Origin of the sequence: Streptomyces sp. ADI95-17, assembly GCF_003846175.1 — a bacterium.
In the GTDB taxonomy this organism is placed as follows: Bacteria; Actinomycetota; Actinomycetes; order Streptomycetales; family Streptomycetaceae; genus Streptomyces; species Streptomyces sanglieri.
On record NZ_ML123048.1, the window covers coordinates 465,597 to 478,750 of the forward strand.

Here is a 13,154-nt window from a genome sequence, read left to right on the forward strand (position 1 = left end):
CCGGCGGGCCGCTCCTCCCGGCTCACCCGGGGCGGTGCTCCGCCCGTGGGTCTCTCATCCGGTTGCGCGGTGCCCCTGGTTGTCGGCCCGGTCTCGCCTCACCTGCCGAAGAAGGCGTTGTGGATGGTGACCGTCGACTCGTTGTCGTCCTTGTCGGTGACGACGGCCTTCAGCGAGATCGCCTTGCCCTTCGCCGGGGCCTTCACCGTGACCTTGTCCGCCGTGACCGGGACGGGCAGCCACGTCGTGTCGTCGTACGACACCATGACCCGCAGGGTCTTCAGGTTGGCGCCAGCCGCCGCGCCTTGCACCTCGACGGGGACGGTCTGCTTGCCGCCTGCCGGAACGGTGGAGTCCAGCGCGAGCCGCGGCAGGAAGCGGACCGTGGAGACCGGGAGCATGGTCGGGCTCTCGGTGCGGGCCGAGCCGAAGGTCCACGAGGCGTCGATCCGGGTGCCGGTACGGTTGATCTCCGGGTCCCGGTGGATCGTGGTCGACACCGTGTACGTGGCGGGTTCCGACGGCAGCGCGAAGGGCTCCTGGTCGATGGCGACGTCCTTCTTCACGAACAGCTCACCGTTGCGGTGGACGGTGGTGCTCGCGCCCGAGTACCGGGCGATCCCGAAATGGCCTGCTCCGTCACTGACCAGCGGCAGCGAACCGAAGACGGTGTCGCCGTCGCGCACGATGCCCTCGTTCGCGTTCATCCGCGGCCCCGGCGCACCGACGTTGTAGGTCTCGGTGTACGTCTCCCCCGCCTTGTACCGCCGCGGCTCGTCGAGGCCGTAGAGCGCGTCGAAGTCCCGCCGGCCCGAGGGATCCGCCCCGCCCAGCACTCCCGCGACGATGTTCCAGGCGGCTCCGTCGGCCGTGGACAGGTACACGTTGCGCGTTCCCGGTGCCGGCTGCACGGTGTAGGGGGCGTCGACGCCGCCTCCGTAGTCAAGTATGCCGTGCGCCGCGAGGGCGCCGTCGAGGCCCGGTACGGACGATCCGACCTTCGCCTTCACCAGGGCCATGTCCCCGGGCTTGTAGGTCTTGCTGTAACCGGTGGCCAGTTCCTTGACCGGGCCGCCGGTGAGGACGTTGTACTCGTTGCTGCCCCGCTGCCAGTGCGCGGACCACTGCTGGGCGAGGACGCCGTCGTCCATCTCGGGTCCCTGGTACGCGGTGCGCAGATGGTCGAAGCTGCCGAACTCGCCGCCCTCGATGATGAAGGTCTCGGGTGTGCTCACGGTGTACATCATTCCGGCGCGCGTATATCGTGCGGCCGCGTCCGGCACCTTGAAGTCGACGGGCCGGGTGGTCCGGGCGTCGAGAGTGACCGTGGTGGGACCGGTCACCGAGAACTGCGGGTTGTTGATCAGGTCGATGCCCTTGCCCGGGGCAGTGGGGTCGACCAGCATGTCGGCGGCGAGACTGTAGGTACCTCGCGGCAGTCGGACCGTGGCGGAGCCCGACGACAGGTCCGGGAAGAACCGACGGCCCGTGGCGGACCCGCCGTAGCCCTTCAGGTCGGCCTGCCAGTTGGTGCTGGCCGCACCGTCCCGTCCGACGGTGTTGAAGGTGACGTCGTACGACTCGGCCTCGCGTTCCACCGATGCCGCGGTGCGCACGCTCTGTCCGCCGCCGGACGCGACGACCGTGGCCGAGTACGAGCCGTCGACCGTACCGCCGAGCCGGGTGTCGGCCGTGAGGTCCACGGCGGCGGTACCGCCGGCCGGGACCGTGATCCGCTGTGCCCCGAGGGTGAAGAACCCGGCCGGGGCGGGCTTCTCGTCCCCGCCGGTGGGCGCCTCCAGCGACAGGTCCAGCGTCACGTCGGTGGTGCCGCTGTTCCGGTACCTCACCTGCTTGGCGACGGGTGTGTCGTCGGTGTGGGGCCACTTCTGGGTGCCCAGGGCGACCGAGGCCGGTTCGGAGACGACCGTCTGGTCGATCGCCTTGTCGACGGCGAGCCGGCCCGACCCCTGCTGGAAGACCGAGTGGGAGCCGCCCTTGGCCGAACCCGTCAGGGCCGCCTTGATCTGTGCACCCGTCCAGGCGGGGTGCTCCTGCTTGAGGATCGCCGCGGCGCCCGCGACGTGCGGAGTCGCCATCGACGTGCCGCTCTTGCTGACGTATCCGGGAGGGTTCTGGTCCGGGGTGCCGCTCGCCGCTGCCGCCGTGATGTCCACACCCGGTCCGGTGATGTCGGGCTTGACGGCGCCGTCCCCGATGCGGGGCCCGACGCTGGAGAAGTCGGCGATCTGGTCGTCATCGTCGACGGCACCGACCGTCAGCGCCGCGTCGGCGCTGCCGGGGGACGCGACCGTGCCCCGGCCCGGCCCGTTGTTGCCCGCGGCCACCGCGAACAGGACGCCCTTCTCGGCGGAGAGCTTGTCGACCTGGGCCTCCAGAGGGTCGGTCCCCGGGGTGTCGGGGCTGCCCAGACTCATATTGATGATGTCGGCCCCCTGGGCGACGGCCCAGTCGACCCCCGCCAGGACGCTGGAGTCGTCACCGTTGCCCTGATCGTCCAGCACCTTGGCGTTGATCAGCCGGGCCCCGGGCGCCACGCCCTTGAACCGGGCGTCCTTGGCTCCCGTACCGGCGGCGATGGAGGCCACGTGCGTGCCGTGTCCGACCCGGTCCCGGGCGTCCGGGGAGCCGCTGAAGTTCCGTTCCGCCACCACCCGTCCCGCCAGGTCCGGGTGGGTGGCGTCGATTCCGGTGTCCACGACGGCGATCTTCACACCGGTGCCGTCGTAGGAGCGGGCCCAGGCCGCCGGAGCGCCGATCTGGCCGGTGCTGCGGTCGAGCGACGCCTTCCGTACGCCGTCCAGCCAGATTCGCGCGATACCGGAGGTCGTGGCCGCCGAACCGTCGCCCCGCCGACGGGTCAGCGCGTCCCACAGGGAACCCGCGCTGTCGGTGGTGCTGGTGACGGCGTCGGCGTCGAGGGCCGACAGCGTCCGGCGGACGGTGGTGCCGTCGGAGGAACGCACCTCGGCGCGGGCGGACCCGGCCGCCGCCCCCCGGTAGCCGACGATCACCTTGAGGCCGGCCCGGTTGGCCTTGAGGCTCTCCGGTTCGGTGAGTCCGGTGATGTCGAACAGCCGTTGGTCCAGTGTGCCGTCGGCGATCAGCCGCCGGGCATCACGCGGCATCACATAGGTACGGCCGTCATAGGTCCGGGTGAAGAAGGGGATGTCCTGTCTGCCCTTCGCCCGCTGGATACCGCCGACCCTGCCACGGGAGTCCACGAGGACCTGGTCACCGGTGATCAGGGTGACGGTGCGCACGGCCTTGCCGACCGTCCCCGTGTCCTTGGCGACGACCGGGATTGCCCTGCCGGGGCCGCTGGTCCTCGCCGATGCCGGGCCGGTCATGCCCGCCGTCAGGACGACGGCGGCCGCAGCCACGACGGCATGCGCCTGTTTTGATCGTTTACGCAAGATTGCCCCTGCTCAGGAGTGAATCGGACGGGCGAGGGCCCGGCCCGCATGGGGCGCTCTCGAATACTCGTGCGGCCCCGAGGACTTGAAGTATTCCGGGGGCGCTCGGAGGCACTCAATGATCGTTGTGTAACAACGCCTCAGTATGTGAGGCTCGGCCGGGCCCCACATACTGACGACTCGTCAGCTTGTTCGTGGGCGGCATTCCCTGCGCGGACGCACGGACCGTCCGCGACCCCTGCGGGGCGGTGCGGTGACTGCACGGCGCGTGGTCCGGGAGGTCGTTCTTCGCTGGTCGGAGTGGGTGCCGACAGGCTCGGCGAGTGACCGACATGGCGGTGCGTGGTGACAGCGGGGACATCGCGGCTCGCACCAAGGCCGGGATGCAACCGGGACAACAAAACCGGACGTTGCGCCATGAGACATGAGCCGGCGACCAAGCCAGCTGCGGGCGGGTTCGGCGGGAGGCGTGCTCTCGGAGCCAGGCTCCGCACGAGCCTCCGCAGGCCGGACTTTCGGCGCGTGCCGCCGAAGCCTCGACCGCAGCCAGTTCGGACAGGCCTCATAGACGGCCTCCTTCCTGAACCGGAGTCGGTCGAACGGCCGGCGGGTGATGCCGCCGGCCACGGGCCGGGCGGATGCCGACCGCCCGGCCCTCCTGCATCCCGAGGCGCACTGCACCCCGGGGACCGGCTGATGACCGGCAGACCAAGAGGCTGGATCGAGCCGCGATCGCCACCGGACGCGGGGATGCGAAACCAGCAAGGGGCTTCCCTCCATGATCGACAACCAAGATTGGACGCGTCGCCTCCCGCTCATCGCGGGGACGGCGGACCCGCTGTCCTGCACAGGAGAAAACCGCACATTAGCTCGCATACAGAGCTAAAATTGACAGATGGCGGCGGGTGATCTGCCTGATGAGCTCGCCGGACTTCTGCCCCGTATCCAGAGGCTCGCCCGGCGAAGGCTGTGGAGCGGCCAGTCGGCGCCCCGGCTGCGCGGGGCGCACGCCGAACTCCTGCGGCTGGTGGCCGCCGAACCCGGCATCCGCATCTCCACAGCCGCGCACAGCCTCTGTCTCGCGCCCAACTCGGTCAGCACCCTGGTGAACCACCTCGTCGCCGAAGGACTGCTGCGACGGGAGAGGGACCCCGGAGACAGGAGGGCCGCACTGCTGTATCCGACCCGAGCGGGGGTCGGGAAGCTGAGCGACTGGCACGCCCGTCGCGAGGCGCTGTTCCGGGAACACCTGGCCGGACTCGACGCGGCCGACCGGGCGGCACTCGCCGCGGCACTCCCGGCTCTGCACAGACTCTCCGCCTCACTGCGAAACCAAGGGGATGAGACCGCGTGACCACGGAATCCGCCCCCGCCCTCAACTGCACCGGACTGAGCTACAGCTTCGGTGACGCGAAGGCCGTCGACGGCCTGGACCTGCTGGTCGACGAGGGGGAGGTGTTCGGCCTCCTGGGCCCCAACGGTGCGGGCAAGACCACCACGATGCGCGCGATCACCACGCTCCTGCCAGTGCCGCCCGGCGTCATCCAGGTGTTCGGCCATGACGCGTCCCGGCACAAGATGGCGGTGCGGCGCCTGCTCGGCTACGTACCGCAGCAACTGTCGGCCGACGCGAGCCTCACCGGCCGGGAGAACGTCCAGCTCTTCGCCCGCGTGTTCGACGTACCTCGCCGCGAGCGCGCCGCACGGGTCTCCCAGGCGCTGGACGCGGTCGGACTCGGCGATGTCGCGCACCGGCTCGCCTCCACGTACTCCGGCGGCATGGTCCGCCGTCTCGAACTCGCGCAGGCACTGGTCAGCGCGCCCCGGCTGATGATCCTGGACGAACCGACCATCGGTCTGGACCCGATCGCGCGCGACAGCGTCTGGGACCGCATCACCGAGATACGGGCGGGCACCGGCATGACCGTGCTGGTCACCACCCACTCCATGGACGAGGCCGACCAGCGCTGCGACCGGCTCGCGCTGATGCACCTCGGCCGACTCCGCGCGCTCGGCACCCCCGCCCAGCTCAAGAGCGAACTCGTCGCCCACCGGCGGGAATCGGGCGAGACGGGCCTTTCGGCACCGTCCCTGGAGGACGTCTTCCGGTACCACTCCGGAAGCGGACTGAACGACCCCGGTTCCACCGCGGAGAACGAGGAGAGAGGAGCGTTCCGAGATGTCCGCCGTACCCGTCGCACCGCATCCCGCCTCGGCTGAGTCCGGCCCGCCGGATCGGCGCTTCGCTCTGCTGCTGACCCCGCCACCGCCCCGCACGGGCTGGCGCGTCGTACCAGCGCGTGTCACCGCGATGTGCGTGGTCGAAATGCAGAAGCTGCGCCACGACCGCACCGAGATCTACACCCGTGCCGTACAGCCCGCGCTCTGGCTGCTGATCTTCGGCGTGACGTTCTCCCGCATCCACGCCATCCCCACCGGCGGCGTTCCCTATCTCGACTTCCTCGCGCCCGGCATCATCGCCCAGTCCGCCATGTTCATCGCGATCTTCTACGGAATCATGATCATCTGGGAGCGGGACTCCGGCGTCCTCACCAAACTCATGGTCACACCGACGCCCCGGACCGCCCTGGTGGCCGGCAAGGCCTTCGCCGCCGGAGTGAAAGCAGTGATCCAGGCCGCGGTCGTCATCGTGATCGCCGCGCTGATCGGTGTCGGCATGACATGGAACCCGTTGCGGCTGCTCGGCGTCGTCGTGGTCGTCGTGCTCGCCTCGGCGTTCTTCTCCTGCCTGTCGATGTCGATCGCCGGGATCGTCCTGACCCGCGACCGGTTGATGGGCATCGGCCAGGCCATCACGATGCCGCTCTTCTTCGCCTCCAACGCGCTCTACCCGGTCGCCCTCATGCCCGGCTGGCTCCAGGCCGTCAGCAGGGTGAACCCGCTGAGCTACGAGGTCGACGCCCTGCGCGGGCTGCTCATCGGCACCCAGGCCCACCTCGGCCTCGACCTCGCGGTCCTCGCTTTCGCGGCACTGGCCGGCATCGTCGCCGCCGGTTCGCTGCTGGGCCGCCTGGCCCGCTGACCACTACAGGGGTGTCCGGGTCACCGGCCGTTCGTGCGATCAGCCCGCCTCCGTACAGGTGATCGGCCCGCCTCGTCGAGCAGATGGGGAACGCCTCTCACGCAGTGCCTTCTGGAGATCCTTCACCGGCGGATGGCTGCTTCCACCTCCTGGTACACGACGGCCGCCTGCACGGCCGGGGCCAGGCTGACGGGCAGGCCGTGCCCCGTCTCGACCCTCCTCGCGCCGCCGGTCAGCCGCTTCCGGGGCACCGCGAGGTGCGTCGTGGTGCCGCGCTTCGGTGCGTGTCGCCCCAAGCAGAAGGCCGGCCCCGCGCGGCATGGTCAGCCCGGACCGTGCCGGCCCACTGCGCAGGCCGGCCGCGGGCGAACCCGTGGCACGCACCACCTGGGGGCCTCTCCCGCCCTGCTCGTCAGGGACCTTCACGGACGGGCAGGGACCTTCACCGGAGGTCGGCGGTCGGCGCGGGTGGGCCGGCCACGCCGACACACGCCTCGTTGCCCTCGGGGTCGGCCAGCACCCAGTTCGACGGCGCGTCGGCGTCGTTCACCAGGCGGCCGCCGGCCGCGAGCGCCGCGGCTATCCGGGCCTCGGCCTGGTCGTACGGCACCCACACATCGACGTGGACCCGGTTGCGCTGCGGGCGCGGTGCGTCCATCTGCTGGAAATAGAACGGTGCTCCGCGGCGGCGCGGGTCCATCAGGTCCTCGCCACTGTCCGCGCGGTCCTGGTAGCCGAGCAGGGCGCGCCAGAACGCCACTACGTCGGGACCTGCGAGGGCATCGACGGTGACCTGGACGGTCTGTACGGCGGACGGGTCGGCCGGTATGGCCAGCGTGCGGGCCACCGCCGAGATCTGCCGGGCCAGCTCGACGTGCCGTTCGGTCAGGCCGTAGTAGTCGTCCGTGACCGTGATCAGCCGTACGGTCACGCCTTTCTGCCTCACGTCGACGTCCGGGGATTCGTCCCCGACTCCCGGTATCTCGCCGAGTGCCCGCACGAACCGGGCGCCGGCCTCGAACGACCCGGTGCGGAAGTACGCACACGCGCCCTCGCCCACGACGCGCCAGTCCGCCACGCCCGCGGCCTCGTGGAACTGCTGCGGTCTGACGCGTTCGGTGCTGCCTTCTACGTAGGTCATGCCCTCACCGTAACGCGCAGGTCCGACAACTCCTGCCGCCCGCTCAGACGATGACGGGGATGGCCTCGGCGCGGTTGGTGGCCCAGTTGGTGACGATGGGCTTGTCGACGTTGGCGGGCTCGGGGAGCTTGAGTTCGGCGGGGTTGGGATCGTCCTCGGTGGTGGCGATGATGACGTTCTCGAATTCCTTGCCGTCATCGGTGTTGGTGGTCTTGGGGCTGATTCCGGTGTACGCGACTGCGGAACCGGTGAGCTTGATGGGGTCTTCGCCACCCTGTCCGACGGGCGAGGCGACACCGTCGGCACCGGAGCCGAAGGAAGCGGTGGGGGTGTTGGTGTCCAGGTAGCAGGTGATGCCGGACTTGGCCTTGGCTGTGACGAGGTAGTAGCCGCCGGCCTGGGACTCCGAAGTGACCGTGAATTCCAGGTCGTTGGTGCCGCAGGACTGCCCGTAACCGCTCTTCTCGCCGTCACCGGAGCCGGAACCGGAGCCGGCCTTGGCGCCGGAGTCGGTCTTCTTGTCGGTGGAACCGCCGGCGTTGGAGCCACCCGTGGAGGGGCTGTCGCTGGAGGAGTTGTCGCTGCCGGCGGAGGCGACGGAGGAGGGGGCCGCCGAACTGCCGGCGTCCTCGATGTCCTCGGGTCCACAGGCAGTGGCGGTGGCGGCGAGGGCCGTCACGGCCGCGGCGGCCAGGACGAGGCGGGCGGAACGGGCGGCGAGATGCGAACGCATCGTGATCTCCAGCGGCTGTCGATTGCGGTGTTTCCTGCTGACACCGATGACACTAGGGCCGAGTCGATCCTGAAATGATCCTGCGGATGTCCGGGTTCTGTCTCAGCGACTCCGGTTCCAGAAAACGGCGTTGGCTTGTAACAACCCCCAGCTCAAGGGGCATGTCCGGGTTCGCCCAGGAAATGGCCGGCGTGGTGGGCGACGCCGGTCCGGGGCAGGTGCACCGGTACGGCTGAGGCGACCGACGCCGGTTCTCCCGGAGCCGTTTCTCCCTTCACGCGATCGCTGCCGGGGACACCTCGATCAGCTGCGAGATGATCGCGCCATGAATGAGATCGACATGAATGAGATCGTCCTGATGTCGGACCCGAGGGTCGCCGCGATACCCGTTGCGGAATGCGGCGAACGTCTCGTGGACGTCCGCCGCAGCGGCTCGTTGCTGGTCGACGCACGCGAGCAGGACCCCGCGGACGCCTTCGCGTACCTGCGGGACGGCGTGCTGGACCGGCTGCTCAAGGCCCAGGCGATGCTTCCGCAAGGGCTGCGGCTACTGTTCGTCGAGGGGTACAGGCCGCCTTCGCTCCAGCGGGAGTACTTCGAGGAGTACGCCGGCCGACTGCGCGTCAGCCACCCGGCGTGGCCCGGTGGGCAGATCCACTCGGCGGCGAGCCGCTACGTGTCTCCGCCCGACATCGCCCCGCACAGCGCCGGGGCGGCCGTCGACCTCACCCTGGCCGACAGAAACGGCCGGGAACTGGATCTGGGCACACGGATGAACGCGGACCCGGAGGAGAGCGAGGGCGCCTGCTACACCCACGCCCACAACATCGGCGAGGAGGCCCGTTCCAACCGGAAGCTGCTGGGCTCCGTGCTCACCGCTGGGGGGCTGGTGAACTACCCGACGGAGTGGTGGCACTGGTCCTTCGGCGACCGCTACTGGGCTCTGGCCACCGGGAAGACCGCGGCCCTCTACGGCCCGAAGGAGATCACCCCGCGCCGACGTCGTACGGGTGAGGGCTGAGCAGGTAGCCGGTCCGGGGGATGACGCCCCTGAACGCGGCTCTCCGCTCGGCTTGTCGGCCGGGCCGGCTCAATCTGCGGGAGGAAAGCCGTTGCGGCGCGCGAGTGCGGCAGTCAGGACGGCCGCGGCGAGCAGGGCGGCCGCCGTCCAGGGCAGTGCACCGGTTCCGGTACGGGTGAGGGCCGCGCCGCCGAGCAGCGATCCGCCGGCCATGCCTATGTTCCAACCCGTGACCCACAGGGAGTTGGCGGTGTCGGGGTCCTGTGGTGCCGCCCTGACTCCTGCGGTCTGCATCAGCGTGGGGATGCCGCCGTGCGTCCCGCCCCAGAGGAATGCGCCGAGCAGTACGGCCGCCGTGCTGTGCCCGAACAGTCCGAAGGACACCAGGCACAGGGTGGCCAGGGCCAGCAGGGCGAGTGTCGCGGTGCGCAGTCGGCGGTCGGCTGTGCCGAGTCGACCCCTACGCCGCTCCCGCCCGGGCCGACGACCTGAGCGGGCTGCCGCCGGCATACCTGGACGTCGGCGAACTCGACCTCTTCCGTGACGAGAACATCGCGTACGCCAACCGGCTCATGCAGGCAGGCGTTCCGGTCGAACTGCACGTCTACCCCGGCGGCATCCATGCCGGCGAACTGCTCGCCCCCGACGCCGAACTCAGCACTCGCATCACCGGCTATCGCGTCGATGCCCTCGACCGGGCCCTGAACACCCGGCCCCTGCCCGGCACACGTCCGTAACCCGACGCATCACGGCTGAGCGTTCCTCGCGCGGACGCCGGCGGCGCGGTGGGGAGGGCGTGGCCGGTTGAGCGAGAAGCCGGCCGCTCGATTCCCCTCGTCCGGTCGCGGGCGAGCTGTGAAGGGGCGCTCGGGTTCAGTGCCGGGCCCGGTAGGGCGGGAACCGTGTCGGGTCGGCGAAGTCCTGGTCCGCGTCGGGCCAGCGATGGCGCAGCACAGCGGCGATACGACGGATCCAGGAGGTGAGGTGGGGCAGGGTCCTGCAGGTCTGGGCGGTGCCGGCGGCTGTTTCCAGCGTCGCGATGAGCTGGAGTCGGCTGTGGTCACCTGGCGGGCGGGTGTCGAGCAGGGCGAATCTCCGCAGACGGATCAGCGTCCAGGACACGCAGGCAGCGGCGAGGCCGTGTCCATATCGCCGGTCGTCCTCGGCCTCCGGGATGCCGCGGGCCAGGGCGCGGCGGTACTGGTCGGCGAGGCCGGTGGTCGTCGGATCGCCCACTGCCAGCCAGGCCGGGCCGGGCACGTACAGGCACACGGCATCGGTCAGCGCGTGGGTGTAGCCGGCGAATTCGAAGTCGATGAGGCGGGCCTCGGCCGGGCCGGAGGCATGGAGCAGGATGTTGTTGGCTTCCGTGTCCCCGTTACTGAGGGCGAGGAAGGGTCCTGGAGCAGCCAACTCGTCCAGGGCCGAGGTGAGTTCGTGGGCCGATCGGCCGCCGAGCGGCACACCGAGCGACGAGGCGTGCTCGATCGCTCCCGCCCGGAGAGGGGCGAGTCGTCCTGCCCGGTCGGCTGCGGGATCGACGGGTCCCAGCTCGGCCCGGCGGGCGTAGTAGGTCTCCGCCCGCCCCGAGGTGGCCGCGCTCAGCGCACCGCGGGCGCGGGCGAACGCGGCCAGTCGGTCGCCGTGCGCTTCCGCTCCGTCCCGTCGGAGCAGTTGGTCCAGGGGGACGCGGGGCGCGAGGTCTTCCAGAACGACGAACCGGGCAGCGGTGTCGGCGGCGATGACGCGGGGCGCGAGGTCGATCCCGAGATCCTCGGTGAGGAACTGGAGCGCGGCCAGTTCGTTGCGCAGCCGCCACGCGGCACTACGAGCCTCGCGTTGCCCGTCCGGTATCCACTTGACGACGACGGAGCACGGGAGCGCGGAAGCACTTCGGAGCCGGACCCGGGCCACAGCCCACGGCTCCAGTCGCTCCAGGCGGTCGACGGCGACTGGCGAGGCGCAGAGGTCGGTCAGGAGATTCTGCAGCGCATCGACCCGGAAGGTCCCTCTGGGGACAGCCATGCGATCACCCTACGGCTCACCCCCTCGCATCGGGCACGCGCGCGAGGAACCAGGGCGAGCAGGCTGATGTCGGCCGCGAGCCGGGCTGCTTTCCGGGCCGCGCTCGGCGTGGACGACGCCACCTGGGCCCGGGGCCGCGGCTGGGCCCTGGCCACCGCGCTGAACGCCCACACCTCCTACGCAGCGGTCGACCCACGGGTCGCCGCACAGACCACCCGGCAGATCACCGCGGCTCTGATCGGCTGAGCAAGCGATTCACGTGCCAGGCGTACGGGTCCATGAGGGGCACGGCACGCCGGAGCCGACGCCGGAGGCGAGGGCGGACTCGACGCCGGAAGCGGATGACGTCAAACCCGCCGCGTGAGCAGGTCGTCGAGCTCGGCTGCGAAGAGCAGGGCGGGGTCGAGGCCCATTCCGGCGAAGTGGCCCGCGAGTTCCAGGGACAGGACACCGTGCAGCCGGGTCCAGAAGTTGAGGGCCTGGTGGAGGGCCGCGGAGGGGGCGGGGTGGCCTTCGGCCCAGTCCCGGTGTTCCTCCAGGTGGGCGCCCAACGGTGTCGTGGGACCGTCCGGGGTGAGGGCCGCACAGGCGTCGAGCAGGGTGGCCATGATCTGGGAGGAGATCCTGGTGGTGTCCTCGGGCGCGTGGTAGCCGGGCACGGGGGTGCCGTAGATGAGGAAGTAGCGCTGGGGATCCGCCAGGGCCCAGCCGCGCAGGGCATGCGCCAGACCGGCCACGTCGGCGCCGGCGGCGAGGGCCTCACGGAAGGTGTCGGCGAGGCTCTGGTACGCGTCCCGGATGAGCTCGGTGATGAGTTCGTCGCGACCGGCGAAGTAACGGTAGAGCGCGGGGCCGCTCACGCCCATCTGTTTGGCGACCGCGTTGAGGGAGAGCGCGGGCACTCCTGCCGTGGCGATCTGCTCCCAGGCGTGCTCCTTGATCTCCGCACGGACCTGGGCCCGGTAGCGCTCCCGCGGGGTCTTCGGATCCGGCTCGACCACGGCCCGCCACCTTCCTTCCCCGCCCACTCCGCTACATCCTCAAGGTTTCGTTAGAACCTATCACGCAACACCTTGACCCTCCGTCAATCAGCGAGTTATAACCTCTAACGAACGCATAAGCCTCTAGCTCATTCCCTTCCGGCAACCGACAAGAGGAACACCATGTCCGGTATCCGCACCGCCCTGTTCACCGTCCCGCTCGCCCTCGCCGTCCTCGGCACCGCGGCCGCACCCGCCGGAGCCGCTCACCACCACCCCGGCACGTCCCTCACCTGCCGCGGGGAAGGTGTCGACCCCGGCGCGCGTGTTCGCCACAGGACCGAGACCTTGATCCACGCGCCGTTGCGCACCGTCTGGAAACTCCAGACGGACGTGGCGCGGTGGCCGTCCTGGCAGGCCGCCGTCAAGACCGCGGAACGCCTCGACCACGGCCCTCTCCGGAAGGGCTCGGCGTTCCGGTGGACGACCCCGGTACCTCCCAACCCCGCGACTCCGGCGACCGAGTTGGGCATCACCTCCACCGTCGAGCAGCTCAGGCCCGGCTCCTGCATCCGCTGGACCGGCCCCGCGATCGGTGAGGGACTGCGTATCGACGGCGTCCACGTATGGCACTTCACCGCGGTCGACGGCGGCGTCCGCGTGAGCACCGAGGAGACCCACACCGGTGCCCAGGTCGACGCGGATGTGCCCACCGCGACGGAGATCCTCCGCCAGGGCCTCGAAGCATGGCTGCACGACCTGAAGACCGCCGCC

12 protein-coding genes and 2 pseudogenes are annotated in these 13,154 nt (G+C 70.5%); 7 read left to right on the forward strand and 7 right to left on the reverse strand.

The genetic code is table 11. From position 1 onward, the window contains the following. Positions 1-98: 98 nt before the first annotated feature. Entirely contained in the window at positions 99-3,437 is a 3,339-nt protein-coding gene (locus tag EES42_RS25185; RefSeq protein ID WP_124720526.1) for a S8 family peptidase, read from the reverse strand. Positions 3,438-4,332: 895 nt separating this feature from the next. Here EES42_RS25185 and EES42_RS25190 point away from each other — a divergent pair. Genes EES42_RS25190 through EES42_RS25200 form a run of 3 tightly spaced genes read left to right on the forward strand, consistent with a single transcriptional unit; the run spans position 4,333 to position 6,480 of the window. Further along, complete coding sequence (locus EES42_RS25190; RefSeq protein ID WP_124720527.1) at positions 4,333-4,791, forward strand: MarR family winged helix-turn-helix transcriptional regulator; 459 nt, start codon at positions 4,333-4,335, stop codon at positions 4,789-4,791. Next, entirely contained in the window at positions 4,788-5,657 is an 870-nt protein-coding gene (locus tag EES42_RS25195) for an ABC transporter ATP-binding protein (RefSeq protein WP_124720528.1), read from the forward strand. The genes EES42_RS25190 and EES42_RS25195 overlap by 4 nt, the downstream gene beginning before the upstream one ends. Next, positions 5,617-6,480 carry an ABC transporter permease gene (locus EES42_RS25200; RefSeq protein WP_124720529.1) on the forward strand — a complete coding sequence of 288 codons (864 nt, stop codon included), beginning with the start codon at positions 5,617-5,619 and terminating at the stop codon, positions 6,478-6,480. Before EES42_RS25195 ends, EES42_RS25200 begins: the two co-directional genes overlap by 41 nt. Before the next feature lie 122 nt (positions 6,481-6,602). On the opposite strand, the gene EES42_RS47330 is transcribed toward EES42_RS25200, so the two are convergent. The 3 genes from EES42_RS47330 to EES42_RS25210 form a co-directional block, all read right to left on the reverse strand. Continuing rightward, positions 6,603-6,731 carry a hypothetical protein gene (locus EES42_RS47330; protein ID WP_266774583.1) on the reverse strand — a complete coding sequence of 43 codons (129 nt, stop codon included), beginning with the start codon at positions 6,729-6,731 and terminating at the stop codon, positions 6,603-6,605. A 191-nt stretch (positions 6,732-6,922) separates the two neighbouring features. Next, the gene (locus EES42_RS25205; protein WP_124720530.1) at positions 6,923-7,621 is read right to left on the reverse strand and encodes a VOC family protein; all 699 of its coding nucleotides are present in this window, start codon (positions 7,619-7,621) and stop codon (positions 6,923-6,925) included. 43 nt (positions 7,622-7,664) lie between these two features. Further along, positions 7,665-8,354, reverse strand: a complete 690-nt coding sequence (locus EES42_RS25210; RefSeq protein ID WP_124720531.1) for a DUF4232 domain-containing protein — start codon at positions 8,352-8,354, stop codon at positions 7,665-7,667. 340 nt (positions 8,355-8,694) lie between these two features. On the opposite strand from EES42_RS25210, the gene EES42_RS25215 reads away from it, so the two are divergent. Then, positions 8,695-9,375: a M15 family metallopeptidase gene (locus tag EES42_RS25215; RefSeq protein ID WP_124720875.1), complete on the forward strand. Its 681-nt coding sequence runs from the start codon at positions 8,695-8,697 to the stop codon at positions 9,373-9,375. 69 nt (positions 9,376-9,444) lie between these two features. Here EES42_RS25215 and EES42_RS25220 read toward each other — a convergent pair whose 3' ends face one another. Next, the gene (locus tag EES42_RS25220) at positions 9,445-9,759 is read right to left on the reverse strand and encodes an MFS transporter (RefSeq protein WP_164495297.1); all 315 of its coding nucleotides are present in this window, start codon (positions 9,757-9,759) and stop codon (positions 9,445-9,447) included. Between the two features lie 68 nt (positions 9,760-9,827). Here EES42_RS25220 and EES42_RS25225 point away from each other — a divergent pair. After that, positions 9,828-10,112: pseudogene (locus EES42_RS25225) on the forward strand (alpha/beta hydrolase fold domain-containing protein); the annotation flags it as partial. 136 nt (positions 10,113-10,248) lie between these two features. Here the strand turns inward: EES42_RS25225 and EES42_RS25230 are convergent. Then, positions 10,249-11,400, reverse strand: a complete 1,152-nt coding sequence (locus EES42_RS25230) for an aminoglycoside phosphotransferase family protein (RefSeq protein ID WP_124720534.1) — start codon at positions 11,398-11,400, stop codon at positions 10,249-10,251. A gap of 63 nt (positions 11,401-11,463) precedes the next feature. Here EES42_RS25230 and EES42_RS25235 point away from each other — a divergent pair. Further along, positions 11,464-11,646: pseudogene (locus EES42_RS25235) on the forward strand (phosphotransferase); the annotation flags it as partial. 101 nt (positions 11,647-11,747) lie between these two features. Here the strand turns inward: EES42_RS25235 and EES42_RS25240 are convergent. Next, on the reverse strand, positions 11,748-12,401 hold the full coding sequence (locus tag EES42_RS25240; RefSeq protein WP_124720535.1) for a TetR/AcrR family transcriptional regulator: 654 nt from the start codon (positions 12,399-12,401) through the stop codon (positions 11,748-11,750). Positions 12,402-12,563: 162 nt separating this feature from the next. Here EES42_RS25240 and EES42_RS25245 point away from each other — a divergent pair. Then, positions 12,564-13,154, forward strand: a 591-nt coding sequence (locus tag EES42_RS25245) for an SRPBCC family protein (RefSeq protein ID WP_124720876.1), incomplete at its 3' end; no start/stop codon positions are given.